This window comes from Chelatococcus caeni, from assembly GCF_014196925.1.
In the GTDB taxonomy this organism is placed as follows: Bacteria; Pseudomonadota; Alphaproteobacteria; order Rhizobiales; family Beijerinckiaceae; genus Chelatococcus_A; species Chelatococcus_A caeni.
Window position 1 is genome coordinate 70,951 of sequence record NZ_JACIEN010000001.1, and the last position, 23,691, is coordinate 94,641.

General features: G+C 63.0%; 25 protein-coding genes. 20 read left to right on the top strand and 5 right to left on the bottom strand.

Annotated features, from left to right (window positions below; all coding sequences use genetic code 11):
* Positions 1–93: 93 nt before the first annotated feature.
* The 9 genes from GGR16_RS00375 (at position 94) to GGR16_RS00415 (ending at position 6,879) form a co-directional block, all read left to right on the top strand.
* Complete coding sequence (locus tag GGR16_RS00375) at positions 94–366, top strand: helix-turn-helix transcriptional regulator (RefSeq protein WP_183315366.1); 273 nt, start codon at positions 94–96, stop codon at positions 364–366.
* A complete protein-coding gene (locus GGR16_RS00380; protein WP_183315367.1) occupies positions 367–1,458 on the top strand; it encodes a replication initiator protein A in 1,092 nt (363 codons plus the stop codon). It abuts the gene before it with no gap.
* The gene (gene parA, locus GGR16_RS00385; RefSeq protein WP_183315368.1) at positions 1,455–2,108 is read left to right on the top strand and encodes a ParA family partition ATPase; all 654 of its coding nucleotides are present in this window, start codon (positions 1,455–1,457) and stop codon (positions 2,106–2,108) included. The genes GGR16_RS00380 and parA overlap by 4 nt, the downstream gene beginning before the upstream one ends.
* Positions 2,105–2,359, top strand: a complete 255-nt coding sequence (locus GGR16_RS00390) for a hypothetical protein (protein ID WP_183315369.1) — start codon at positions 2,105–2,107, stop codon at positions 2,357–2,359. Before parA ends, GGR16_RS00390 begins: the two co-directional genes overlap by 4 nt.
* A complete protein-coding gene (locus tag GGR16_RS00395; protein WP_183315370.1) occupies positions 2,356–2,874 on the top strand; it encodes a DUF2840 domain-containing protein in 519 nt (172 codons plus the stop codon). The genes GGR16_RS00390 and GGR16_RS00395 overlap by 4 nt, the downstream gene beginning before the upstream one ends.
* The gene (locus tag GGR16_RS00400) at positions 2,871–3,416 is read left to right on the top strand and encodes a S26 family signal peptidase (RefSeq protein ID WP_183315371.1); all 546 of its coding nucleotides are present in this window, start codon (positions 2,871–2,873) and stop codon (positions 3,414–3,416) included. The genes GGR16_RS00395 and GGR16_RS00400 overlap by 4 nt, the downstream gene beginning before the upstream one ends.
* Positions 3,417–3,451: 35 nt before the next feature.
* On the top strand, positions 3,452–3,787 hold the full coding sequence (locus GGR16_RS00405) for a DUF736 domain-containing protein (RefSeq protein ID WP_038146343.1): 336 nt from the start codon (positions 3,452–3,454) through the stop codon (positions 3,785–3,787).
* Between the two features lie 4 nt (positions 3,788–3,791).
* Entirely contained in the window at positions 3,792–4,502 is a 711-nt protein-coding gene (locus GGR16_RS00410) for a lytic transglycosylase domain-containing protein (protein ID WP_183315372.1), read from the top strand.
* 1,144 nt (positions 4,503–5,646) lie between these two features.
* Positions 5,647–6,879, top strand: a complete 1,233-nt coding sequence (locus GGR16_RS00415) for a DUF3363 domain-containing protein (RefSeq protein WP_183316284.1) — start codon at positions 5,647–5,649, stop codon at positions 6,877–6,879.
* Positions 6,880–7,097: 218 nt separating this feature from the next.
* Here the strand turns inward: GGR16_RS00415 and GGR16_RS00420 are convergent, their stop codons facing one another.
* The 5 genes from GGR16_RS00420 to GGR16_RS00440 all read right to left on the bottom strand — a co-directional run bounded on the left by GGR16_RS00420 (position 7,098) and on the right by GGR16_RS00440 (position 10,072).
* Positions 7,098–7,547 carry a hypothetical protein gene (locus tag GGR16_RS00420; protein WP_183315373.1) on the bottom strand — a complete coding sequence of 150 codons (450 nt, stop codon included), beginning with the start codon at positions 7,545–7,547 and terminating at the stop codon, positions 7,098–7,100.
* Positions 7,548–7,577: 30 nt separating this feature from the next.
* On the bottom strand, positions 7,578–7,865 hold the full coding sequence (locus tag GGR16_RS00425) for a hypothetical protein (RefSeq protein WP_183315374.1): 288 nt from the start codon (positions 7,863–7,865) through the stop codon (positions 7,578–7,580).
* A 67-nt stretch (positions 7,866–7,932) separates the two neighbouring features.
* Complete coding sequence (locus tag GGR16_RS00430; protein WP_183315375.1) at positions 7,933–8,670, bottom strand: sll1863 family stress response protein; 738 nt, start codon at positions 8,668–8,670, stop codon at positions 7,933–7,935.
* Between the two features lie 48 nt (positions 8,671–8,718).
* Positions 8,719–9,258 carry a BAR domain-containing protein gene (locus GGR16_RS00435; protein WP_246372744.1) on the bottom strand — a complete coding sequence of 180 codons (540 nt, stop codon included), beginning with the start codon at positions 9,256–9,258 and terminating at the stop codon, positions 8,719–8,721.
* Between the two features lie 142 nt (positions 9,259–9,400).
* Positions 9,401–10,072, bottom strand: a complete 672-nt coding sequence (locus GGR16_RS00440) for a CerR family C-terminal domain-containing protein (RefSeq protein WP_183315377.1) — start codon at positions 10,070–10,072, stop codon at positions 9,401–9,403.
* 122 nt (positions 10,073–10,194) lie between these two features.
* On the opposite strand from GGR16_RS00440, the gene GGR16_RS00445 reads away from it, so the two are divergent.
* The 11 genes from GGR16_RS00445 to trbE all read left to right on the top strand — a co-directional run bounded on the left by GGR16_RS00445 (position 10,195) and on the right by trbE (position 23,685).
* A complete protein-coding gene (locus GGR16_RS00445; protein ID WP_183315378.1) occupies positions 10,195–10,794 on the top strand; it encodes a TetR/AcrR family transcriptional regulator in 600 nt (199 codons plus the stop codon).
* A complete protein-coding gene (locus tag GGR16_RS00450; RefSeq protein WP_183315379.1) occupies positions 10,795–11,868 on the top strand; it encodes an efflux RND transporter periplasmic adaptor subunit in 1,074 nt (357 codons plus the stop codon).
* Positions 11,865–15,170 carry an efflux RND transporter permease subunit gene (locus tag GGR16_RS00455; protein WP_183315380.1) on the top strand — a complete coding sequence of 1,102 codons (3,306 nt, stop codon included), beginning with the start codon at positions 11,865–11,867 and terminating at the stop codon, positions 15,168–15,170. Before GGR16_RS00450 ends, GGR16_RS00455 begins: the two co-directional genes overlap by 4 nt.
* Positions 15,167–15,478, top strand: coding sequence for a hypothetical protein (locus GGR16_RS00460; protein ID WP_183315381.1), 312 nt, complete (start codon positions 15,167–15,169; stop codon positions 15,476–15,478). Before GGR16_RS00455 ends, GGR16_RS00460 begins: the two co-directional genes overlap by 4 nt.
* 444 nt (positions 15,479–15,922) lie before the next feature.
* Positions 15,923–16,795 (top strand): LysR family transcriptional regulator, encoded by an 873-nt coding sequence (locus tag GGR16_RS00465; protein WP_183315382.1) that lies wholly within the window; start codon positions 15,923–15,925, stop codon positions 16,793–16,795.
* Between the two features lie 180 nt (positions 16,796–16,975).
* A complete protein-coding gene (locus GGR16_RS00470; protein ID WP_183315383.1) occupies positions 16,976–18,958 on the top strand; it encodes a conjugal transfer protein TraG in 1,983 nt (660 codons plus the stop codon).
* Between the two features lie 10 nt (positions 18,959–18,968).
* Positions 18,969–19,430: a ribbon-helix-helix domain-containing protein gene (locus GGR16_RS00475; protein WP_183315384.1), complete on the top strand. Its 462-nt coding sequence runs from the start codon at positions 18,969–18,971 to the stop codon at positions 19,428–19,430.
* 146 nt (positions 19,431–19,576) lie between these two features.
* On the top strand, positions 19,577–20,557 hold the full coding sequence (gene trbB, locus GGR16_RS00480) for a P-type conjugative transfer ATPase TrbB (RefSeq protein ID WP_183315385.1): 981 nt from the start codon (positions 19,577–19,579) through the stop codon (positions 20,555–20,557).
* Positions 20,554–20,886, top strand: a complete 333-nt coding sequence (locus GGR16_RS00485) for a TrbC/VirB2 family type IV secretion system protein (protein WP_009450539.1) — start codon at positions 20,554–20,556, stop codon at positions 20,884–20,886. Before trbB ends, GGR16_RS00485 begins: the two co-directional genes overlap by 4 nt.
* Positions 20,886–21,167: a VirB3 family type IV secretion system protein gene (locus tag GGR16_RS00490; protein WP_140903596.1), complete on the top strand. Its 282-nt coding sequence runs from the start codon at positions 20,886–20,888 to the stop codon at positions 21,165–21,167. Before GGR16_RS00485 ends, GGR16_RS00490 begins: the two co-directional genes overlap by 1 nt.
* Positions 21,168–21,177: 10 nt before the next feature.
* Positions 21,178–23,685, top strand: a complete 2,508-nt coding sequence (gene trbE, locus GGR16_RS00495) for a conjugal transfer protein TrbE (RefSeq protein WP_183315386.1) — start codon at positions 21,178–21,180, stop codon at positions 23,683–23,685.
* Positions 23,686–23,691 lie beyond the last annotated feature (6 nt).

A 23,691-nucleotide genomic window follows, 5' to 3' on the forward strand; every position in this document is an offset into this window, starting at 1 on the left:
CACGCTACACGCCGCCGATCACTTCCCATGGTTCGCCATAGCGCGCCGCCGTCTCCGGCAGCCGCATCAACCTGACGAACCGGAGGTGATCTCATGACCGAGCGCCGCAACACGGAAATACCACCGCGCATGCTGCGCACTCAGGAAGCTGCGCGTTTCCTTGGCATATCTCTTCGCACACTGGAAAAGCACCGGACCTACGGGACCGGCCCGACCTATCGCAAAATCGGTGGCCGGGTTCTCTACACGGTCGAGGATCTTCAGGCCTGGGCCGACATCGGCGCACGCAAATCCACCAGTGACAAGGACGCCGGCACGGTCTTTCCGGCGCGCCCCCTGACGCCTGAAGAGCGGAGCAAGCTCTGAATGCGGCGCGTTGATCACCCTGACGCCCTGCGGCGAGAAGGCGGCAGCGAGCGCAACCACCTCGATCCCTTCGTGGTCGCAACCGGCGATGCCAGTCCACGCGATCAGCGCGATCTAATGGAACGGCCTTTCTTCTCGCTGGCGAAGACACCGCGCACGAAGCCCATCCTCTACAAGACCGCCGATGTCGAGGTGCAGGTGTTCGGGATGCCCGAACATGGAATGGCGACGATCTGGGATGCCGATGTGTTGATCTGGGCCGCGAGCCAGATCGTCGCCGCCGAAAACAACGGCATCAAGACATCCCGATTCTTCCGCTTCACGCCCTATCACCTGCTGCGCGCCATCGGGCGCGACACCGGCAACCGGCAATATCTGCTGCTGAAGGCAGCGCTTGCCAGGCTGCAATCTACTGTCGTCGCCACAACGATCCGTAACGGCAAGCATTGGCGCCGCCGCCAGTTCTCCTGGATCAACGAATGGGAAGAGATGACCACGCGCGACGGTCGCGTCGAAGGCATGGAGTTTGTCCTGCCTGAGTGGTTCTACAACAGCGTCCTTGACCGTTCTCTGGTCCTGACCATCGACCCGGATTATTTCCGTCTGACAGGCGGTATCGAGCGCTGGCTCTACCGTGTCGCCCGCAAACATGCCGGACATCAGCCGCATGGCTGGCTGTTCGAGGTTGCCCACCTCCACCAGAAATCCGGCAGTATGGCCCGGCGATCGGACTTTGCGCTGGACCTGCGCCGAATTGCGGCCCGCCAGCCGCTGCCCGGCTACCAGCTCAAGATCCTGCGCGAAAATCGCCGCGAACTGCTGCGAATCCGCCCTGAAAATCCATCCACAGTGCCTGTGGATAACATTGTGCATGCCGTCGGTACATCAGGCGCAAAGGGTATCGGTACATCAGGCGCAGCACTATCGGCACATCAGGCGCACGAACCCCAGTTAAGCCTATGGAACGAAAAGGAGAATCCGACTTCTAACTTAGAATCTAACATAGAATCTAACTTTTCTTCTTTGACGCGCGCGCATGAAAGGCACGGTGCCAGTGCCACTTCCCGCCGACCTGGGCGGGGTACGCCATGATCGTCGCGCTCCTCAATCAGAAGGGCGGCGTTGGCAAGACCACGCTGGCGCTGCATCTTGCCGGAGCCTGGGCTGCGCAAGGCAAGCGGGTCATCCTGATCGATGCCGATCCGCAAGGCTCCGCACTTGATTGGTCGCAGCGGCGCGGCCATGAAGGGCTGCCGAGGCTGTTCAGCGTCATCGGCCTTGCCCGTGATACCCTGCACAGGGAAACGCCGGAGCTGGCGCGTGACGTCGATCATGTCGTCATTGATGGTCCGCCCCGTGTCGCTGGGCTGATGCGCTCTGCGCTGCTTGCAGCCGATTTGGTGCTGATCCCGGTGCAGCCATCCCCCTTTGACGGCTGGGCCTCGGCCGAGATGCTCGCCCTTCTGAACGAAGCACGCATCTATCGCCCTGAGCTGTCCGCCCGCTTTCTGCTGAACCGATGCGCTGCGCGCACCGTCATCGCCCGCGAAACGGCCAAGACACTGGCTGACCATGATCCACCCCTGCTGGGTACAACGGTCGGCCAGCGTGTCGCCTTCGCCGACGCCGCACAGACCGGACGGCTGGTCTCCGAGACCGATGGCGGCGAACGGGCCGCACAGGAGGTCACAGCGCTGGTGGCCGAGATCGATGGCTTCGGTATCGGGAGGATCGTGCCATGACACGTCCGCCCGTCAAATCCGGCTTTGCATCGCGTCCGGGCAATCCCGATACCTGGGTCAGAGCCGCCGATGCGCCGACAACCGGCAAGACGGCGACGGAGGCGTTCACCGCCCGTCTGACCATCGACATCACGCCCGAACTGCGCGGGCGCATCAAGGTTGCCGCTTTCCGGCGCGGCGTCACCGTCGCCGTGATGCTGCGCGAGCTGCTGGTCCGCGAGTTTCCACCCACCGAAGGAGATCAGCCATGACCGGCAAAACCGCGCGTGCAGCGCATGAACATCTGTGGCCGACCGGGCCAGCTGCGTTCACCACATTGGTCGAACTGACCTTCCAGAAGAAGAAGGTCGAGCGCTGGATACGCTTCGGCCGCAAGAGCTTTGAGCAGATCATCGACCGCCGCCGCAGTCTGATCGGTTTTGCGCCCGAAAGCATCTTCGCCTTCGTCCGCTGGGCCTCCAACGATTACGGCACCATCGTCTCGCGGCTCGACATCCTGCGCGCTACCGGGCGTGGCGAACCGTACCAGACCGTGCCTTTCGTTCGTCCTGGCGGTGAGATCCTGCTGCGTATCGACGGCTGGCCAAAGGTCCAGCGGGTGCTGGCCCTGATCGATGCCGTGGACGCGCTTGGCGTCGATCCGGCGGATGTTGCGCCGGATCATTGGCGACACGTTCACAACCGTTTGAGCGCCGGTCAGGAACCCAATCCCTACACCCCGGAGCGCCATGCCGCGTGGGTCAGCCGCCGGAGGATCGCACCATGAGCCGCCGTCATATCCTTGCCGTGTCGATGCTGGCTGTCGGCACACTTGTCGCCACGGCTGTTGCCGATCTGCCAACCCGGCTGATCTGGAATGCAACCGCCAGCGCGCCCATCGGCTTCTACACAGTTGCTCCCGCCGATGCGCTCGAAGTTCCCGAACTGGTCGCCATCATGCCGTCCGAACCGCTGGAGCGATTCATGGTTGAGCGTGGCTATATCGAACGCGGCGTACCGCTGCTGAAGCGCGTCCTCGGCCTGCCAGGACAGCGCGTCTGCCGCAACGGTGCGACCATTACCGTCGATCATGTCGAAATGGGGGACGCGCTGGAGCGCGACCGCATGGGCCGCGATCTGCCGGTCTGGCAGGGCTGCCGCATCATCGGCGACGGTGAACTCTTCCTCATGAATTGGGACATCCGGGACAGCCTCGACGGCCGTTACTTTGGACCTGTTCCAGCCAGTTCCGTCATCGGCCGGGCGCTTCCGCTGTGGACCGATGGGGAAGGCGATGGCCGCTACGAATGGCGGGCGGCCACGCATTGAACCCACGCCAAACCCACCAACACAGGAGACATACCATGCCACAGATCGGTCAATTTGCGCGTGACGCATCCGGCTTCGCCGGTCAGCTCGTCACGCTCACCATGAAGCGCGATCTCGTCATCGTGCCCGCTGAACATTCCGATGCGGAGAATGCGCCGGACTATCGCGTCCATTACATTGAACATGACGGGCCGGAAGTCGGTGCTGCATGGAAACGCACCGGCGAAAAGGCTGGCGAATATCTCTCAGTGTTGCTCGACGATCCCGCCTTGCCGCAGCCGATCCGCGCCAACCTGTTCCGCGACGATGATACAGGCTCGTCATGGTCGCTGCACTGGAGCCGCCCGCGGCCCCGCGAAGATCGGGACTGAGATCATGCGATCCCGCGCCCTTCTTCTCTTCACGGCCGTTCTGTCGGCTGGCAGTGGATTGACGCCAGCGATTGCGCAGGTCACGCCGCAACCCGCGCCTGCTACCGCGCATCCCCATGCTGCTTTCATTGCAGAGGCGTCACAGCGTTTTGGCATTCCAGAGCACTGGATTCGGGCCGTGCTGCGTGTGGAGAGCGCGGGCGATGTGCGCGCCATCTCGTCGGCGGGTGCAATGGGACTGATGCAGGTCATGCCCGATACCTGGGCGGGCCTGCGCAGCCGCCATGGCCTCGGGCGCGATCCTTACGATCCGCGCGACAACATCCTCGCAGGTACAGCGTATCTGCGCGAGATGTGGGATCGCTATGGCAATGTCGCGGCCATGCTTGCCGCCTACAATGCCGGTCCCGGCCGCTATGACGAGCATCTGGCGACAGGTCGCACTTTGCCCGCAGAAACACGCGCCTATGTCGCCACGCTCGCACCTGTTCTCGGGCATGCGGCTGCGCCTGATGTGCCGACGATTGTACCGCCGCCACCGCCGGATTGGCGCGAAGCTCCGCTCTTCGTTGCGCAATCCAGCGGCAATTCGGCGGCGGCCAATCAGCCGTCGGGCGACGTCCGCGCAACCGTTCCTCTGCGCGATTCCGGCGATCAGGAGCCGCAGGACGGCGGCATATTCGTGGCCCGTGCGAGCAATGGAGATGCGCCATGAGCATTGCGTCTCCACGCGCTTTTGGTCCGCTTCCGGTGTGCAGTCAGGCAAGGGGTCGCCTGGCTGCATTCCCGGCAGGAAGGGCAAAAAGGGCAGGGAAGGCGGAGGGCAAGATAAAGGAAACCGGCACTACGCTGGCCGGATTTCTGAAATTGTTGTTGTCTGCACACTGGTTAGGGGAGCCGCAAGCGGCACCCCGTTTTTGGATGTCGCGAGCCGCGATTTCGTGCAAGGCCTTGGATTTTCTGGGTTTCGGCCGGCACCATGGCCGCCGAACACCCGATTTCATGCGATTTTTGCCGGAGGCGCGTCCATGAGCGCCGACGACAAAAACCGCTTTCGTCCCAAGCCAGGTCGGATCAAATCCGACGTCCCGAAGGCGGGCAAGGCGAAGAGCTTTTTGACGCAGGCGAAGAAACTCGCCCGCCAGCACAGCAACAGCCCGTCGCGGTCATTCGCATCATCCTCGCCACGCTCCAGATCGTCAGCCACCACCAAGGGCGGCAAGGCATCGCGAACGAGCGGCGGGCCGGGCCTCAAGCGCGGGCGTGGGGCGGCCTTCACGCGCGCCCGCACCTTGTCGGGCGGCTGGAAGCACAGCGCGCCGGGCATGCGCCGCGTCGTGGTCAAGACTCGCTACGTCCAGCAGGCCGGAAAGAACGGCAAGGCCGCCGCCCATCTGCGTTACATCCAGCGCGACGGCACATCGCGCGACGGCGAGCGCGGCCAGCTCTATTCCGCGACCGACGACCGGGCCGAGCCGCAAGCCTTCGTTGATCGCGGCAAGGACGATCGCCACCAGTTCCGGTTCATCGTCTCACCGGAAGACGGCGCGGACCTCACCGATATGACTGCGCACACCCGCGACCTCATGCGCCAGATCGAGGCCGACCTTGGCACGAAACTCGATTGGGTCGCGGTCAATCATTACAACACCGGCCATCCCCATGTGCATGTCATCGTCCGCGGCAAGGATGACCTGGGTGAGAATCTGGTCATCAACGGCGACTATCTCGCCAACGGCATCCGCGAGCGGGCGAGCGAGTTGACCACGCTGGAGCTTGGTCCCGTCACTGAGATCGAACAGACCCGCAAGCTGTCCGCCGAAGTGGATCGGGACCGTTTCACCCGCATCGACCGGGCCATGGCCGAGGAAGCCGATGAACGCTTCATCGACCTGCGCCATGAACCCGACGATCCGCGTCGCCAGTTCGACCGGACGCTGCGCCTGCGCCGCTTAGGCAAGCTGGAGCAAATGGGCCTCGCCAGGGAACACGCACCGGGCGTTTGGGAGTTGAGCGAGCACATGGAGCCGACCTTGCGCGAGTTGGGCGAGCGCGGCGACATCATCCGCACTATGCACAAGGCGCTGAAAGCGGATGGGCTGGAGCGCGATCCGATGACGTTCCAGCTTCATGATGCCGCGCCCGAGACGTCCATCATCGGCCGCGTCGTGGACAAATATCTCACTGATGAGATGGGCGAGAACCTGACCGTCGTGGTGGACGGCATCGACGGCCGGACGCATCATGTTCCGGGCATCGACCCGGCCCGCGTCGAGGATGCGCGGATCGGCAGCGTCATCGAGATCGGCCCGGCCGACACCGCAAGCCGTCCGTCCGACCGCGCGATAGCGGCCATCGCCGAAGACGGCATCTATCGGCCGAGCCGCCATCTGGAACAGGCGAAGTTCGAGGGCCGCGTTCCGGGCGGCGACTATGAGGGCTATGTCGATGCTCACGTCCGGCGGCTGGAGGCGTTGCGCCGTGCCGGGATCGCCGAGCGGATCGACACCGACCAATGGCGCATCCCAGAGGATTTTGAGAGCCGCACCGCCGCCTATGATGCCGGCCGCAATCGGCAGGCCAGCGTTCGCGTCCTTTCGACCCTCAATCTGGAAAGCCAGATCGGGTCCGATGGCGCGACCTGGCTCGACCGGCGGCTGGTGACGCCTGACGCATCGGATCTCGCTCCGGCCGGTTTCGGCCAGCAGGTGCGCGACGCCATGGACCAGCGCCGCGAACATCATATCGAACAGGGCGATGCCACTCGAGCGCGGGATAGTCGCATCTTCTACCGGCGTAGCCTTCTCGCCACGCTGCGCAAGCGCGAAGTCGCCCGCGTCGGCGCGGAGATGGCCGAGAGCAAGGCGCTGCCATTCCGGGCGGCGGCGGACGGCGAGAACGTCAGCGGCAAGTTTACCGGGACCGTGAAGCTATCGAGCGGGAAGTTCGCCATCGTCGAGAAAAGCCACGAGTTCACGCTTGTCCCTTGGCGGCCCGTCATCGACCGCCAACTCGGTCGTGAGGTCATGGGCGTCGTGCAGGGCGGATCGGTGTCGTGGCAGTTGGGGCGGCAGAAAGGGTTGGGGCTCTAAAGTTCAAGCCAATTTGCCCACCCCAGACAGCACACGCCGCAGCCGTTACCCGACGGATTTGACGGATGAGGAATGGCGCTTCATCGCGCCGTTTCTCCCTCCTTTTCCGAAGCGCGGTCGCAAGCCGACGACCGACCTTCGCGATGTGCTCGACGGGGCACGCTCTCCGAGGCGGTTTCGTCGCTGTTGGCGGGTCGAGTTCCGCAGATCCTTTCCGATCAGGACCTGCGGGATGCCAGCAGCTTGCGCAAGGCGGAGAGAACTCCGACGCCGAGCGTCAGGCTGCTGCCGAGGTTTTCAATGCGATGGCCGGCGGCATTGAAGAGCTGCGACACGCCTTGCGTGTCCGCCACGATAGTGTCGAGTGCAGCCGCCTCCATCTCCTCCAGCGCCTGCAATTCCGGTGAATGCGGCTCGCGCAATGTGTAGGCGAGGAGGACAAGCGCGCAGACAGCATACAGACCGGCAATCACCAGTGTCGCGCCAAGTGCGCTGAGGGAAGGCACGAACGCGAGAAACATCGCATACGTTGCCAGCCCGGCAGTGACGATGAACGCGGCCACGGCGAGCGCGCCGGCGATTGCGCGTCGGATCAGTTGCCGGACAAGAACTTGGCGGCGCAACAGCGCTACACGGCCATAGAATTTCGCGGAATTGAACGTGGACATGGCTGACCTTTCGGGCGGGGCGGCAGGTTGTTAGCGAAGCTGGCGTCCGATCACGATTCCGGCGGCCAGTCCGACACCTAGGGCGGCCAGTGCCGTCAGCCGTGGGAACCTGTCCAACTCATCGGCAAACTCGTCGAGCGTTCCGTTTATTTCCTTCAGGAGGGTTTCGACATCGTGCGGCTCCGATACGCGGTCCGCTGGCGGCTCCTGGGCTGCGGAGGACACCGCCGGACCTTCGTCTTCATTCACGGACGACGCTTTGCGGGCGAGGGCCTGGGACTCTTCGCGCAGCGCTTGGATCTCACTCATCAGACTCATCTACCTTCTCCTTGAAACCATGCCGGAGGCGGGATTGGGGCGGACCGCCGCCTCCGGCCCATAGGGACTATTTCGTTGCGTCCTCTATGGATTTGCGGATCGAGGCGTAGTTGTCGAGGAAGAGCTGCTGAGCATCGGCATAGCCCTTCTTCGTCGTCTCCCATGCCTCTGCCGAGGCATCCTGAAGCCGCCCAATCCGGGCGCGCGCCTCGGCCCTGTCTTTGTCGATCCTGGCGTTCAGGTCGGTGATCCTGGCATCGATCGCCGCGCGCTGATCGGCTGCGAGCTTCGCGGCGTCGGCTTTGAGCCGGTCGATCGACGCCTGCCATGCTTTCTGACGGGCTTCGAGCTCGGCCTCCAAGATCGCTCGGCGGGTGGCGATATCCGTCTTGGCTGCTTCGAGATAGTCGTCGCGCGCGGTCTGGAACGCGGTCCAGTCCTCGTCGAGCGACTTGCGCGCCTCGGCAACCTGCGCGTCCGTCCAGGATCTGGCGTTGGCCACGGCCTCATCCGCCTTGGCGCGGTAGGCGTCGCGCCGCTCGCGAAGCGTCTTCAGCGCCTCCTCCGCCTGCGCCCTGGCCTCACCCTGAAGCCTTGCCGCATCCCTTTCCAGGATCGAGATGCTGACGTCGAGTTCGGCCAGCCGGTCCTGCGACCATTCGATGGCCTGCCGTGCAAGCGAGGGATCGTCCCAGGTTGCCGGCTGGGTTTGCGATGCCGCATCCTGCGCAAATGCTGCCGGCGCTGCGAACACTGCAGTCTGGGCCAGCAGCGCCAGCGCGACCGCGGATAGTCGGAGTTTCATTTCCTGCTCTCCTTGAGCTTAGGGAAGTAAAGGTTGGAAGCGCTCCGGTCACAGCAGCTTCGAGAAGGCGTCCTTGATCTTCTGGATCGTGCGGTCGTGAACCGCCCTCGCATCGGCAAGGCCGGCTTTTACTGCCGTCCAGGATTCGTCACCGGCGTCCTTGGCGTCGCCGATACGCGTCTGGAACTTTTCGGCCTCGTCCGAAACGCGCTTGATCGCAGCGTCGAACTCGCCACGAGCCTTGTCGACGGTATGCGTCACCTGCTCGCGCATTGCCTTCCGGGCATCCTCCCAGGACTGGCGCTGCGCTTTTGCCCGCGCGACGACCACGTCGTGAATAGAGTCCGCCTGATCCTGTGCTGCCTTCAGAAAGGCCTGAAAGGCGGTTTCCGCCTCGACCCATTCCTTCTCGACCGATTCCTGAACGTCTTCGATATCGTCCCTGATGGCGTCCGCCCGGGCGCGCAGATCACGTTCGAGTTTGAGCAGAGCTTCGCGCGAAGCCTTGAGACGGGCGAGCGCCGCATCCCCTTCTTCACGGGCCGAGGCCTGCAGCTTCTCGGCGGTCTTCTCCGCCTCCGATATCATCGTGTCCGCATCGTCGAGGCGCTGTTTGAGCCAGGCGAGCGTTTCATGGGCATAAGAGTGATTGCTCATCGAAGTATTCCATTTCTGTTGGTGAGTGGGTGTGAGATGAATCGCGGCCCAGACCTTTCGTCTGTTCCGCGGGTTACTGGGAAAGCCGGACAGTGACGAAATCGCCGCGGCAAAGCTCGCGGACCATCGCCTCGATCTGTCCGATGCAGCCGGTCTGAAACTGTTCCCAATCCATGCTGCGCAAGGTGATGCCGCGCAGAAATCGGAAGCTGATGATGGCGGTCACGATCGAACTGATCCGCAACCGCACCGCTTCGTCATCAAGAGACGGGCTGGAGAAGCCGCCGGCGGCGCAGACCAAGGCTTCGATCAGGGGGGCGATCGCCTGATCGTAGATCAGTGCGAAGGCCTCATCGTTGTCATAGCAGCATCGCGCAACGAACGGCGTCCACGACGCCGACTCGGCATCTTCAAGCATAATGTGCAGAAGCTTGACCAGCGCCTCCTCGAAACGGAGGGATGCCTCGGCCGAGCCGCCAACCTCCAGAACGGAAACCGCCTCCGCGAACCGGTTGTCAGCGTAATCGGCGATCACCTGTGCCGCAGCGAGGTACAGCTCCCTCTTCCCCCCGAAATGATAGGGGATGGCCGAAAGGGCGGTGTTCGCGGTCTTGGCCAGAATGCGCGTGCTGGCACCCTCGTAGCCGACAGCCCCGATCACCTCGATGGCCGCCTCGACCAGTTGCGTGCGGGTCTTCTCGCTCCGGGACTCGTGCCCGCTTTGGGGGATCAAATGGGTGCTCATTGACGCGTCTCCTTCCTTCAGCAAATATTTAGGTCGTTCGACCGAACTTTGCAATTGATCTGTGTCAACGCATGCATTATTTCGAACTTAACGAACGTTCAGAAAGCCACTGGAGGCGCTCGATGCACCCCGCCGACACGCGAACCGCAATCCTTGAGACATCCGCGCGCCTCTATGCCGATCTGGGCTATAGCGCGGTGTCGATGCGCGACGTCGCCAGCGCCATGGGCATGACGCCCGCAAACCTCTACCACCATTTCAAAAACAAGGACGACCTCGTTCGCGAAACGGTGGCCCATGTCTTCGCCGAGAAGACCGAACCGATCGCGGAAATGCTCGAAGCGGAGAGCCGCGATGCCGATCGGCTCGACCTGTTCATCGATCATTTCGTCCGGCTGCTGACCGGGGATCGCGTCTTCTTCCGCTTTCTCGTGCGTGAACTCGTCGATGGTGATGAGGGGCGTCTCGACGATCTCGCCCATACGGTTCTCGAGCGCCCGTTCCGCCTCGTCAGCGGCCTCGCCGACATTCGGCAGCCTGAGGAAGAACGGTTTCTAGCAACGGTATCGATGATCGGCGTGATCCTCGGTCACGCCCTTCTGGCACCGCTTCTTCCCCATCTGCCAGGCGGCCATGCCGGCTTTGCCGACCCCACTTCGATCACCAACCACATTTCCGCGGCGCTCCGACACGCCGCCGCTTCCGACCTGGAGACCAAGTGAATGCGCCGCACCCTCCGTACCGCCTGGTTTCTGGGGCTTGTCCTGACAGCCATGACCTCATCAGGCGCATCCGCCGAAGATCCTGCCAACGCGTTGCCCGCGGGTCACGCGGCAACGGTCAAACGCGTCACAGTCCCGATTACCTATACTGTTCCGGGCAGTGTGATTTCGGATGGCCGGATCGAGATCTCCTCGCGGGTGGTGGGCTTCATCGAGCAGCTCGATATGCGCGAAGGCCAGAAGGTCTTGCGTGGTGACCTGCTGGTACGCATCGATCCAACCGATATCGAAGAGGCCATCCGCCAGGCCGAGGCGGGCGTGCAGGCCGCAGAAGAAGACCTGCAGGACGCCGAACAGGATGTCCGCAAGTACGACGGCCTTGCCAGGAAAGGCGTGGTCGCGACTGAGACGTTACGAAAGGCCAAGGTCCGGGTCGATGTCGCAAAGGCCAAGCTCGATCAGGCGCGTTCGGCTCTGGCCGCCGCCGAAGCGCAGAAGACCTATGCCACGATCACCAGTCCGGTCGACGGCGTCATCGTGTCTGTCGCGAAGCGCAGCGGCGAGATGGCGACGGCGGGCACCACCATTCTGACGGTGGAATCCCACGAGGTGCTCCTGTTCAAGGCCTTCGTCTCGGAAAGCAGGCTCGCGACAATCGATCCGAGCCTGCCCGTGACGATGCGGATCGACTCTCTTGGCGGAGCTGGCTTCGAGGGTCGTGTGCGGGGCATCGTCCCGTCCGGCGACGACATCACCCGTCGCTATGAGCTCAACGTTATCCTGCCGAAAGACCCGCGCCTGGTTCCGGGCATGTTCGGGCGTGCGGATATCACCCTCGGCTCCCGGGAAGTCACCGTCATTCCCCGCACGGCCCTTGTGAATCGCGGCGGCCTCGACGGTGTCTTCGTCCTCGACGGTGCAATCGCACGTTTTCGCTGGCTGCGCATCGGACGGGAGTTCGGCGACAGTATCGAAGTGGTCTCCGGATTGTCGGAGGGAGAACGGATACTCGCCGCCGCGACCGATGCGGTGCGCGATGGCTCCGCCGTGCGCAGGATGGAGGAGGCGCAATGAGCGACGTCCCCCTGAATTTCGCCGGCCGTCTCGCGCAAACTTTCATCACCTCGAAGCTGACGATCGTCTTCATCATCGCCGTCGCGCTGATGGGCGTCGTGGCCGTTCTGCAGACGCCGCGGGAGGAGAACCCACAGATCATCGTGCCCGCCGCGGCAGTTTCCGTCACGCTGCCCGGCGCCTCGGCGGCGGAGGTCGAAGCGCTTCTGCTCACGCCGCTTGAGGGCATCCTGAAGGAGATCCCCGGCGTCGATCATATCGACAGCACAGCACAGGATTCGCTTGCGATCGTGCAGGTGCAGTTCAAGGTGGGCGAGCCGAAAGAAGACTCGTTGGTCAAACTCTATGATCGCGTTCTGGCTAGCCGCAGTTGGCTGCCCGCGGATGCCGGCACACCGTTCGTCCGGAGCGTCGACGCAGACGATGTGCCCATTGTGACCTTCACCCTTGCCTCACCGCATTACAACGACTACGGCCTTCGGCGCGTCGCGGAGCGGATGGCCGAACGGTTGCGCAGCACCGAGGACGTTTCCGTAGTCAGCATCAAGGGTGGCCACGAACGCGAGATCGCCATCGAACTCGATCCGGACCGCCTGCAGGCCTTTGGCGTGACCTTGAGCCAGGCCTATTCTGCCTTCACGGCAAGTAACCTGTCGGCACCTCTGGAACCGACGGTGCGCGACACTAAGGTCGAGACCATCAGGCTGGCGGCATCCTTCACCTCAGCCGAAGACGTCCGTAATCAGATTGTAGCCGTTCACGACGGCCGCCCCGTATATGTCCGCGATGTCGCCACGGTGACCGATGGCCCGCCCTCCGAGATCGCCACCTTCAGTCGGTTTTCCTTCGGACCGGGCGCCGCGCATGACCAGGACACGGCCTACGCGGACATGCCGGCCGTCACCATCGCCGTCGCCAAGAAGAAGGGCGCAAACTCCGTCGTGGTGTCGCAAGCGGCAATCGATCGCGTCGAGCGCATGCAGGCGGCCTTCGTCCCTCAGGACATCCAGATCATCGTGACACGCGACGACGGCGAGAAAGCCAACGCCGCGGTTAATCTCCTGCTCGAACACCTCCTGATCGCATTGGGGACGGTCGGCCTCGTGCTGATCTTCTTTCTGGGGTGGCGTGAGGCCATGATCGTCATGGTAACCGTGCCGCTCATTCTTTCCCTGACCCTGCTTGCCGACTTTCTGGGTGGCGTCACCATCAACCGGGTGACGCTCTTCGCCCTGATTCTCGCGCTCGGGCTCCTTGTCGATGCGGCAATCGTGGTCATCGAGAACATCCATCGACACTATGCGACGACCCGTTTCCGGAAGACGAAGGCGGAGGTGACGGTTCTCGCCACCAACGAGATCGGCAACGCCACCAATCTCGCGACCTTTGCCGTCATGCTGGTGTTTGCGGCCCTGTTTCTCGTCACCGGCATGGCCGGTGACTATTTCTACCCAATCGCATTCAATGTGCCGATCGCCATGGCCGCGTCCGTCGTCGTTGCATACATCGTCACGCCCTGGGCGGCGAACCGCTGGCTGCACCGCCACGACGTCCAGGAGGAAGAGGCGCATGACCATGAGGTCTCGCACGGCGAGCCGGGACGGCTTGAGCGCCTCTATCTCCGCCTCGTCACCCCGCTCCAGCGGTATCACGTCGCCAGGATCGCATTCGGTGCCGGAATTGTCCTGCTGATGGCAGCGTCCGTCATGCAGGGCGCCTGGCAGTTCGTCCGCCCGGCGGGTGTCGGCGGCGCCGTGTCGACTCTCGGCGTGCCGGTCGGCTTCCTGCCGAAGGACAACAAAAACACTTTCAACATCGTGATCGCCATGCCTGAGGCCTCTCCGGTCGAGGAGACCGACAGGTTCGTGCGCGAGATCGCGGCGCTGCTCGCGCACGAACCCGAGGTCGTCAACTACCAGACCTGGATTGGCCAGGCGGGGGTGGAAGATTTCAACGGTCTCTTCAAAGGGACCGCGGGCCGCACCGGCAACAATGTGGCTGAAATCCGCGTCAACCTGACCGACAAGCATCACCGGTCGCAAAGCTCGATCGACCTCGTGCGCGAATTCCGGCCGAAGGTCGAGACGATCCGTGCCGCCTATCCCGGCGCCGAGGTCTCGCTCGTTGAAGACCCGCCCGGACCGCCGCTGCGATCCACGGTACTGGCTGAACTCTATGGCCCGGATTCGGAGGGGTTACGCGCACTCTCGACCGAGGTGCGCAACGCGTTCGAGGAGACCTATGACACCGTCGACGTGATCGACACCGAACCCGTCGATGTACTCGAGCATCGCATCATCCCGGACAAGGAGAAGGCGGCGCTCTCGCATGTCTCCACGGCGCAGATTGCCGAGGCGCTCTCCCTCGTCTACGGCGGCACCACGCTCAGTCGCGCCCATCTTCCCGACGAGCGCAATCCGGTGGATGTGCGGGCCTTCGTCCCGCGGCGCTTCGCGGTCGATCCAACTCGCCTCGACCGTGTCTTCGTCGACAATGCCGAGGGCGACGCCGTGCCGATGTCCGAACTGGTCACGATCCTACCGGCGGCGGCCGACCGACCGATCCTGCACCGCGACAACGAAAAGGTCACCTTCGTCGGCGCGGAGCTTTCCGGGTCCGTGCCCTTCTATGCCGTTCTCGATCTGCAGCGACGCCTCGACGGCATCACGGCGCCGGACGGCCGACCGCTGCGGACCGGCAATCTCGGTTTCCAGAAGGACGTTCCCGACACGATCGACGGCTATCAGCTCCTCTGGGGCGGTGAGATGCGCATGACCCTCGACGTCTATCGAGACATGGGACTCGCGCTCGGCGGTGCTCTGCTGGCGGTCTATTTCCTGCTCGTCGCCTACTACCGCTCGTTCATGATCCCGGTTATCGCCATGTCGTCCGTACCGCTCGGCATCATCGGCATTTTCCCGGGCCATTGGCTTCTCGGTGCCGACTTCTCGGCAACTTCTATGGTCGGCATCATCGCCCTCTCCGGTGTCGTTATCCGCAACTCCCTGCTGATCATCGATTTCATCCAGGATAACCTCCGGCACGGGATGCCGCTCGACGTAGCGGCCCGGCAGGCGGGCGCTGTGCGATTGCGCCCGATCCTGCTCACCACCCTCGCCATCATCCTCGGCTCGGCAATCATGGTGACCGACCCGGTCTTTGGCGGCCTTGCCATCTCGCTCATCTTCGGGACAGTGATCTCGACCGCGCTCACCGTCTTCGTCGTCCCGATACTCTACGAGCTCGACGCGAGGAGGAGGCTCCGGCACGCGGTGGGTCAGCCTGGGGAGTCCACCGCATGACGGTCGCAGAGGGCATCATGAATATCAAAGCGACCGATGAAAACGCGAAGGCAAGCCATGAAAAGGTCAATCGATCCTACGGCGGATTTGAGCCTCTGTTATCTGCCAACATAGTTCGTACTGCGCTGGCCTTCATGAGCGGCACGCAGGCGGCGGCGCACTATGGCAAAATCCTGGCTGGGGCTCGCTGCGATGCCATGGTTCGGTTTCAACATGGTCGGCGGCGGCCACCTTGCAGAGGTTGGGTCGTCAAGTGCGGGGTGCGCGAGAGCGCCGGCCGAACAAGACAAAGGGCGAGAAGGGAGTGAAATCATGCACCATCCGATTCTTGCTCAAATATGCGCGGGACAGCCTCGGAACGACATAGCTGACCGATCCGTACGACTTGACATCGCAACTGAGCTCTTTCGCAAACGAGCAGACCTAGTAGATTCAAGACATCATGGTGTCAGCCAGCCAGTCAATAAAAACGCGCGTCTTACACGGAACAAGCGGACCGGAGATGCAGACTGCGACCGTCTTGCTGTCATCACCGAGATGCCAGATCGGATGCGACGCGAGCCGCGAAGACCCGATGCAGTCGTGGTTGGTAAGGTCGGAAGGATGCGCATCTGCTTGCTCACCGTTCGCGAAAAGCCATCGGCTGTGTCGGCGATCGATGTGTAGGCGGCACCTGCATGCGGCGGCGAAAGCGGAGCGAATATGTCGGTGAGGCGATCACCTTGTCCTCTTTGCGTGGTGGTCGTTTCCCAATGATCGTCCTCGTTCAGACGCTCGCTGTCGCTGAATATCTCAGCTTTCACCGTGCCGCTCTGGCGCTCGGCGTCAGCCAGTCCAGCGTCAGCACTAGAATAAAGGCGCTGGAGGAAGACCTTGGCATCACTATATTCGACCGCAACACGCGCGGCGTCCGCCTGACTGAAGCCGGACGCCGCTTCGTCGATCAGGTCGATGAGGCCATGGGCATCCTCGACCGCGCCATCAAGATCGCCGGGATGCAGGCGCGCGGCGAGGTCGGAGAGCTTCGCATCGGCGTGCATGCGCTCACCCCTGGCTGCTTTCTCGACCGGCTATTGGAGCGGTTTCACACCGACCATCCCGGTATCCGGCTGCAAGTTGCCGAGGGAACGGCGCGAGACGCCCAATTCATGATCCGCGAAGGCAGGCTCGACGTCGCCTTCATGGCCTGCACCCATCAGACCCCCGACCTTAATTCCCGCGTGATCTGGCGCGACCGTCTTGTGATTGCGCTGCCAGTCAAGCATCCTCTGGCGGCACAATCGGATGTGGAATGGCGTCACCTTGCGGACGAAACTTTCCTCGTCCGCCATAGCGGCACTGGCCCGCAGGTTCACGACCTGATCGTGGCGCGGGCAGTCGGCAAATGGCTAACGCCAACAATCCTGCGTTTTGATGTTGAGCGCAGCACCTTGCTGTCCATGGTAGCGATCGGACACGGCATCTCGCTTTTCGTCGAGGAAGGAGCAGCGGACAGCACGGCGAATGTCGCTTTCCGGCCGATCCGGGACGAGCCTGAAACCATCCCATTTTCGGCTGTCTGGTCGCCGTCCAATCGCGCGCCGGCGCTTCTCAAGTTGCTCGCGCTCGCGACGAACATGCGCTGATCTTTCCGCTGACCGAATCGCAACCAATCCACCAGCACAGTGCCGGAAGAGTGCCGCGACAACCCGTCCTATTTGCCGCCGATAGTATCCTATAGCCCTCTCGCAATGCCTTTGCTGTTGCAGACCCGATGATTGCCTATTCTCTGATCGGCTCCGTCTCTCTTGCCGATTGGAGCCTGTATGCGTGGAGGCCGAATACTCTGGGGGCAAATCGCCGTCGTTTTCATTATCGTTCTGGTGATGACCTGGGCGGCCACGCAATGGACGGCGTGGCGGCTTGGATTCCAGCCCCAACTTGGAACCCCGTTGTTCGAGCTGGCCGGTTGGCCGTTTTATTATCCCCCAGCCTTCTTCTGGTGGTGGTTCTCCTTCGACGCCTACGCGCCCGCGATCTTCGTCGAGGGCGCGATAATCGCCACGTCCGGCGGCATCCTCGCCATCGCCGCCGCCATTCTCATGTCGATCATCCGGGCGCGGGAAGCCCGCAACGTCGCCACTTATGGCTCGGCACGATGGGCCGAAGACAAGGAAATCCATGCGGCCGGACTGCTCGGTCCCGATGGCGTGCTGCTTGGCCGCTATGATCGCGACTATTTGCGCCATGACGGCCCCGAACACGTCCTATGTTTCGCCCCGACCCGCAGCGGCAAGGGCGTAGGCCTCGTCGTGCCGACGCTGCTGACCTGGCCAGGAAGCTGCATCGTTCATGACATCAAAGGAGAGAACTGGACCCTGACGGCCGGGTTCCGGGGGAAGCATGGCCGCGTTCTCCTATTCGATCCGACCAATACGAAGTCGTCCGCCTACAACCCGCTGCTGGAGGTGCGGCAGGGCGAATGGGAAGTCAGGGACGTTCAGAACATCGCGGATATTCTGGTCGATCCCGAAGGCAGCCTCGACAAGCGAAACCATTGGGAAAAGACCAGCCACAGCCTGCTGGTCGGCGCGATCCTCCACGTCCTCTATGCCGAGAAGGACAAAACCCTGTCGGGCGTCGCCAACTTCCTGTCCGATCCCCGCCGCCCGGTCGAAGCGACCCTTCGCGCGATGATGGACACGCCGCACCTGGGCGAAGCCGGTGTTCATCCTGTCATCGCGTCGTCGGCGCGCGAGCTGCTGAACAAGAGCGAGAACGAACGGTCGGGCGTGCTTTCGACTGCCATGTCGTTCCTCGGCCTCTATCGCGATCCCGTCGTGGCCCGCGTTACAGACCGTTGCGACTGGCGCATTGCCGATCTGGTCGGCAGCCGCCGTCCGGTCACGCTCTACCTTGTCGTCCCGCCGTCCGACATCAACCGCACGAAACCGTTGATCCGGCTTATCCTCAACCAGATCGGCCGCCGGCTGACCGAGGAACTGACCCTATCCGGCAAGCGGCATCGCCTGCTCATGATGCTGGACGAGTTTCCCGCATTGGGCAGGTTGGATTTTTTTGAGTCCGCGCTCGCCTTCATGGCCGGCTACGGCCTTAAATCCTTCCTCATCGCCCAATCGCTCAACCAGATCGAGCGCGCCTACGGGCCGAACAACAGCATCCTCGACAACTGCCATGTGCGAGTCGCCTTTGCGACAAACGACGAGCGTACTGCCAAGCGCGTGTCGGACTCGCTCGGCACCGCGACCGAAATGCGCGATTCCACCAACTACGCCGGTCATCGTCTCGCTCCTTGGCTCGGTCATCTGATGGTTTCGCGGCAGGAGACTGCGCGGCCGTTGTTGACCCCCGGGGAGATCATGCAGCTTCCGCCCGCCGACGAGATCGTCATGGTAGCGGGAACCCCGCCGATCCGGGCGAAGAAGGCTCGCTATTTCGAGGATGCGCGATTGCAGGAGCGCATCCTGCCGCCACCCGAACTGCTATCCCTTCCGGTGACCACGCAGGCAACCGACGACTGGACGAGCCGCATCATCGTAGCGGCGGACAGGCAAGTGACGACCTCTGCCAGTGGCCCGGAGGGCGATCCCGACAATGCCGGCATCCGCCGCGAGCCGGAGTTACCGAGCCAAGAGGAGATCATCCCGCCGCCGCCGCCGGCCCAGGAATTCGACATTCTGGACGACGAGCCGGACGTGGACGCGGCCAAGTCCCGCGCACTGCGCTCGCGAATGCGAATGATCGCCCGTCAGGCGTCGATGAACCCCGATGACGGTATAGAGCTTTGAAAGGCTGCCCATGACGACGCGCACCCGCATGAATGTCTACTTCGATCCCGCTCTGCTGAAACAGGTGGAAGCGCTGGCCTTGCGTCGCAATGTCTCGAAATCCGCAGTGATCGAGGCTGCCGTGGCATCCTTCATGTCCGGCGATACGACTGAACGGCTGGAAGCCGCCATGTCGCGCCGCCTGGACAAGCTTGGCCGTCAGTTCGACATACTGGACGAGGATATCGCCGTGCTGGGCGAAGCCCTTTCGCTATTTATACAATTCTGGCTGACCCTCACGCCGCCGCTGCCCGACAGTGCAAAACAATCTGCGCGCATCAAGGGAAACGAGCGCTTTGAGGGGTTCATGCAGTCCCTTGGCAAGCGTCTCGCTAACGGTGACAGGTTCCTCAAAGAAATATCGCACGACATGGCTGCGCTACACGACACCCCACCGGGCGGTAAAACCGAAGGTGATGGCGATGGGATCTAGGATTGCAACCCGTCCTATTCACCGCCATGCCCCGCCGATGGCCGCACGCGCGTAAACACCTGTTGAAACAGCCCAAAATCAGGTTCTTTTAATCGACCCCGATCCGGGGTCCGTCTTTTGCGCGCCCCGTCATGAACGGGGCCGCTATGACTGCATCATATCAGAAACCGGAAACGATTGCCCGTGGCGCGCGGATGCTGCGCACCGCGCTTGGGGCTTCCATCGCCGGGTTTTTGGAAGATCCCGGTGTGATCGAGGTGATGCTGAACCCGGATGGCCGTATCTGGGTGGACCGTCTGTCCGAAGGGTTGGCCGATACGGGGGAGAGGCTGTCCGCCGCCGATGGCGAACGGATCGTGCGTCTCGTCGCCCATCATGTCGGCGCGGAGGTTCATGCCCGGTCGCCGCGCGTCTCGGCAGAGCTACCCGAGACCGGCGAACGGTTCGAGGGCCTTTTGCCGCCCGTTGTCGCCGCGCCCGCCTTTGCCATCCGCAAGCCCGCCGTCGCGGTGTTCACGCTTGATGACTATGTGACCGCTGGGATCATGACCAGCCTTCAGGCGGAGGTGCTGCGTCTGAACGTCGCCACACGCGCCAACATTCTTGTGGCTGGCGGCACCTCCACCGGCAAAACCACACTGACCAATGCGCTCTTGGCCGAGGTAGCGAAGACCTCGGACCGAGTGGTCATCATTGAAGACACGCGCGAGCTGCAATGCGCCGCGCCCAATCTCGTGGCCATGCGCACGAAGGACGGCGTTGCCACGCTTTCCGATCTGGTGCGCTCCTCGCTGCGCCTGCGCCCTGATCGTATTCCGGTCGGTGAGGTCCGCGGTTCCGAAGCCCTTGATCTGCTCAAAGCCTGGGGAACAGGCCATCCCGGCGGCATCGGCACCATCCATGCCGGTTCCGGCATCGGTGCGCTGCGCCGCCTCGAACAGCTCATCCAGGAAGCCGTCATCACCGTCCCGCGCGCGCTGATCGCCGAGACCATCGACCTTGTTGCTATCCTCGCCGGACGCGGATCGTCGCGCCGGTTGGTCGAACTTGCTCGCGTCGATGGGCTGGGACCGGACGGCGACTACGCCCTTACCCCCGCTACCACCTCGAAAGGAGATCCTTCATGATCCGCACGATTTCGCGCGGCTGCCGCATCATGGCAACCGCCGCTGCCACTGTTTCCATCAGTCTGATGCTGGCGCCCGCCGCTCATGCCTCCGGCTCGTCCATGCCGTGGGAGGCGCCGCTTCAATCGATCCTTCAGTCGATCGAGGGGCCGGTTGCCAAGATCATTGCGGTGATCGTCATCATCGCTACCGGGCTGGCGCTCGCGTTCGGCGATACCTCGGGCGGTTTCCGCCGTCTGATCCAGATCGTCTTCGGCCTTAGCATCGCCTTCGCTGCAAGTTCGTTCTTCCTGTCGTTCTTCTCGTTCGGCGGCGGGGCGCTCATCTGATGGCGGGCGGCCTCGAACAGCTCGACGCGGTGCCGGGATTTTCGATCCCGGTTCACCGGGCGCTGACCGAGCATATCCTGCTCGGCGGCGCTCCGCGTTCAATCGCCATTGTGAACGGCACGCTGGCCGGGGCCGTCGGCCTTGGCCTTCGTCTCTGGCTGGTTGGCATCGCCATCTGGGCCATCGGACACTTCCTCGCGGTATGGGCAGCCAAACGCGATCCGCTCTTCGTCGAGGTTGGACGCCGGCATCTGCGCATCCCCGGTCATCTGTCGGTGTGAGGGCGAGAGTATGATGAACCTCACCGAATATCGCCGCACCGCTGCTCGGCTTTCCGACTATCTGCCATGGGCAGCCTTGGTCGGTCCCGGCATTGTGCTGAACAAGGATGGCAGTTTCCAGAGGACCGCGAAGTTTCGTGGGCCGGATCTGGATTCTGCTGTCGCCGCCGAACTGGTTGCGGTTGCCGGTCGCATAAACAACGCCGTGCGCCGTCTTGGCTCCGGCTGGTCGCTCTTCGTCGAGGCACAACGCTCGGAGGCCGCGACCTATCCCGACAGCCGTTTTCCAGATGCGGCTTCTGCACTGGTCGATGCCGAGCGCAAGGCCGGGTTCGAGGAAGCGGGCATGAATTTCGTGTCGGGTTATTTCCTGACCTTCCTCTGGCTGCCGCCCGCGGAAGACGCCGCCCGTGCCGAGACCTGGCTCTATGAGGGCCGCGAACAATCCGGCGTCAATCCGCATGAACTGATGCGCGGCTTCATCGACCGCACCGACCGCGTACTGGCGCTGCTTGACGGCTTCATGCCGGAATGCCGCTGGCTGGATGATGCTGGCACGCTGACCTATCTTCATTCGGCTATTTCCACGAACGGTCATCGCGTCCGCGTGCCCGAAGTGCCGATGCACCTCGATGCGCTGCTGGCCGACCAACCGCTGACCGGCGGACTGGAACCGCGCCTGGGCAATCAGCATCTGCGCGTCCTGACCATCATTGGCTTCCCGACAGTAACCACGCCTGGCCTGCTCGACGAGATGAACCGGCTCGCGTTCCCGTATCGCTGGTCAACCCGCGCCATCCTGATGGACAAGACGGACGCGACGAAGCTGCTGACCAAAATCCGCCGCCAGTGGTTTGCCAAGCGCAAATCCATCGCCGCGATCCTGAAAGAGGTGATGACCAACGAACAATCGGCGCTGGTGGATCCCGATGCGTCCAACAAGGCGCTTGATGCGGACATGGCCTTGCAGGAACTCGGCGCTGACGTTGCGGGAATGGCCTATGTCACGGCGACCGTCACGGTTTGGGATAGTGATCCGCGTATTGCTGACGAAAAGCTGCGTCTGGTCGAGAAGATCATTCAGGGGCGTGACTTCACGGCCATGCCCGAAACCGTCAATGCCGTCGATGCTTGGCTGGGTTCGATCCCCGGACATGCTTACGCCAATGTCCGGCAGCCGCCGATCTCGACGCTCAATCTTGCCCACATGATCCCTCTATCGGCCGTGTGGGCGGGCGCGGCGTGGAACGAACACCTCGGAGCGCCCCCCTTGCTGTATGGCAAGACCGAAGGTTCGACGCCGTTCCGGCTTTCCCTTCATGTCGGCGATGTCGGCCATACCCTCGTCGTCGGCCCGACCGGCGCAGGCAAGTCCGTGCTGCTGGCGCTGATGGCGCTGCAATTCCGCCGCTATGAACGCAGCCAGATCTTCGCCTTCGATTTCGGGGGGTCGATCCGGGTATCCGCACTCGCCATGGGCGGCGACTGGCATGACCTCGGCGGCGGGTTGACCGAGGGATCGGAGGTTTCCGTCTCCCTGCAACCGCTCGCGCGCATCGATGATGCTTATGAGCGGTCATGGGCCGCTGACTGGATCGCTGCAATCCTGATGCGCGAAAGCATGACCATCACGCCGGAGGTGAAGGAGCATATCTGGACGGCGCTGACCTCGCTGGCATCGGCACCCGTCAGCGAGCGCACCATCACCGGCCTTGCGGTCCTGCTGCAATCCAATGACCTGAAGCAGGCGCTGCGGCCCTATTGCATCGGCGGCGCCTATGGCCGGTTGCTCGACGCCGAGGCCGAACATCTCGGCCACGCCGATGTGCAAGCCTTCGAGATCGAGGGCCTGGTGGGCACGGGCGCAGCGCCGGCTGTGCTGGCCTATCTGTTTCATCGGATCGGCGACCGGCTCGACGGTCGACCGACGCTACTCATCATCGACGAAGGCTGGTTGGCGCTGGATGACGAGGGGTTCGCCAACCAGCTCCGCGAATGGCTGAAGACGCTCAGGAAGAAGAACGCCAGCGTCATCTTCGCCACGCAGTCGCTCTCGGACATTGACGGGAGCAATATCGCACCCGCCATCATCGAAAGCTGCCCAACGCGGCTGCTCCTGCCGAACGAACGGGCCATCGAGCCGCAGATCACCGCGATCTATCGACGTTTCGGTCTCAATGACCGGCAGATCGAGATCCTCGCACGGGCGACACCCAAGCGGGACTATTACTGCCAGTCACGTCGCGGCAATCGCCTATTCGAGCTGGGCCTTTCCGAAGTCGGGCTCGCGCTCTGCGCTGCATCATCCAAAACTGATCAGACCCGTATCGCCGATCTTGTCGCCGAGCATGGGCAGGCGGGCTTCCTCGCCGCCTGGCTGCGCGATCGCGGCGTCGAATGGGCGGCGGAGCTGATACCCGATCTCACCAATCTTGCCGAACGGCCCGAGCCCGCTCAGCCGAACAGGCCAGCTTCAATTCACCCCGACGACATCCAGGAAGAGGAGACCTTGTCATGATCCGTA

What these genes read in the sequence shown, in the direction of transcription:
- GGR16_RS00465 (WP_183315382.1), top strand. Translation starts at nt 15,923, where the DNA reads ATGATCGTCCTCGTTCAGACGCTCGCTGTCGCTGAATATCTCAGCTTT.
- GGR16_RS00470 (WP_183315383.1), top strand. Translation starts at nt 16,976, where the DNA reads ATGCGTGGAGGCCGAATACTCTGGGGGCAAATCGCCGTCGTTTTCATT.
- GGR16_RS00440 (WP_183315377.1), bottom strand. Translation starts at nt 10,072, where the DNA reads ATGAGCACCCATTTGATCCCCCAAAGCGGGCACGAGTCCCGGAGCGAG.
- GGR16_RS00395 (WP_183315370.1), top strand. Translation starts at nt 2,356, where the DNA reads ATGACCGGCAAAACCGCGCGTGCAGCGCATGAACATCTGTGGCCGACC.
- GGR16_RS00435 (WP_246372744.1), bottom strand. Translation starts at nt 9,258, where the DNA reads ATGATATCGGAGGCGGAGAAGACCGCCGAGAAGCTGCAGGCCTCGGCC.
- GGR16_RS00410 (WP_183315372.1), top strand. Translation starts at nt 3,792, where the DNA reads ATGCGATCCCGCGCCCTTCTTCTCTTCACGGCCGTTCTGTCGGCTGGC.
- GGR16_RS00450 (WP_183315379.1), top strand. Translation starts at nt 10,795, where the DNA reads ATGCGCCGCACCCTCCGTACCGCCTGGTTTCTGGGGCTTGTCCTGACA.
- GGR16_RS00490 (WP_140903596.1), top strand. Translation starts at nt 20,886, where the DNA reads ATGGCGGGCGGCCTCGAACAGCTCGACGCGGTGCCGGGATTTTCGATC.
- GGR16_RS00455 (WP_183315380.1), top strand. Translation starts at nt 11,865, where the DNA reads ATGAGCGACGTCCCCCTGAATTTCGCCGGCCGTCTCGCGCAAACTTTC.
- GGR16_RS00460 (WP_183315381.1), top strand. Translation starts at nt 15,167, where the DNA reads ATGACGGTCGCAGAGGGCATCATGAATATCAAAGCGACCGATGAAAAC.
- GGR16_RS00400 (WP_183315371.1), top strand. Translation starts at nt 2,871, where the DNA reads ATGAGCCGCCGTCATATCCTTGCCGTGTCGATGCTGGCTGTCGGCACA.
- trbB (WP_183315385.1), top strand. Translation starts at nt 19,577, where the DNA reads ATGACTGCATCATATCAGAAACCGGAAACGATTGCCCGTGGCGCGCGG.
- GGR16_RS00445 (WP_183315378.1), top strand. Translation starts at nt 10,195, where the DNA reads ATGCACCCCGCCGACACGCGAACCGCAATCCTTGAGACATCCGCGCGC.
- GGR16_RS00380 (WP_183315367.1), top strand. Translation starts at nt 367, where the DNA reads ATGCGGCGCGTTGATCACCCTGACGCCCTGCGGCGAGAAGGCGGCAGC.
- GGR16_RS00405 (WP_038146343.1), top strand. Translation starts at nt 3,452, where the DNA reads ATGCCACAGATCGGTCAATTTGCGCGTGACGCATCCGGCTTCGCCGGT.
- GGR16_RS00420 (WP_183315373.1), bottom strand. Translation starts at nt 7,547, where the DNA reads ATGTCCACGTTCAATTCCGCGAAATTCTATGGCCGTGTAGCGCTGTTG.
- GGR16_RS00390 (WP_183315369.1), top strand. Translation starts at nt 2,105, where the DNA reads ATGACACGTCCGCCCGTCAAATCCGGCTTTGCATCGCGTCCGGGCAAT.
- GGR16_RS00375 (WP_183315366.1), top strand. Translation starts at nt 94, where the DNA reads ATGACCGAGCGCCGCAACACGGAAATACCACCGCGCATGCTGCGCACT.
- parA (WP_183315368.1), top strand. Translation starts at nt 1,455, where the DNA reads ATGATCGTCGCGCTCCTCAATCAGAAGGGCGGCGTTGGCAAGACCACG.
- GGR16_RS00485 (WP_009450539.1), top strand. Translation starts at nt 20,554, where the DNA reads ATGATCCGCACGATTTCGCGCGGCTGCCGCATCATGGCAACCGCCGCT.
- GGR16_RS00415 (WP_183316284.1), top strand. Translation starts at nt 5,647, where the DNA reads ATGGCCGAGGAAGCCGATGAACGCTTCATCGACCTGCGCCATGAACCC.
- GGR16_RS00475 (WP_183315384.1), top strand. Translation starts at nt 18,969, where the DNA reads ATGACGACGCGCACCCGCATGAATGTCTACTTCGATCCCGCTCTGCTG.
- trbE (WP_183315386.1), top strand. Translation starts at nt 21,178, where the DNA reads ATGATGAACCTCACCGAATATCGCCGCACCGCTGCTCGGCTTTCCGAC.
- GGR16_RS00430 (WP_183315375.1), bottom strand. Translation starts at nt 8,670, where the DNA reads ATGAAACTCCGACTATCCGCGGTCGCGCTGGCGCTGCTGGCCCAGACT.
- GGR16_RS00425 (WP_183315374.1), bottom strand. Translation starts at nt 7,865, where the DNA reads ATGAGTCTGATGAGTGAGATCCAAGCGCTGCGCGAAGAGTCCCAGGCC.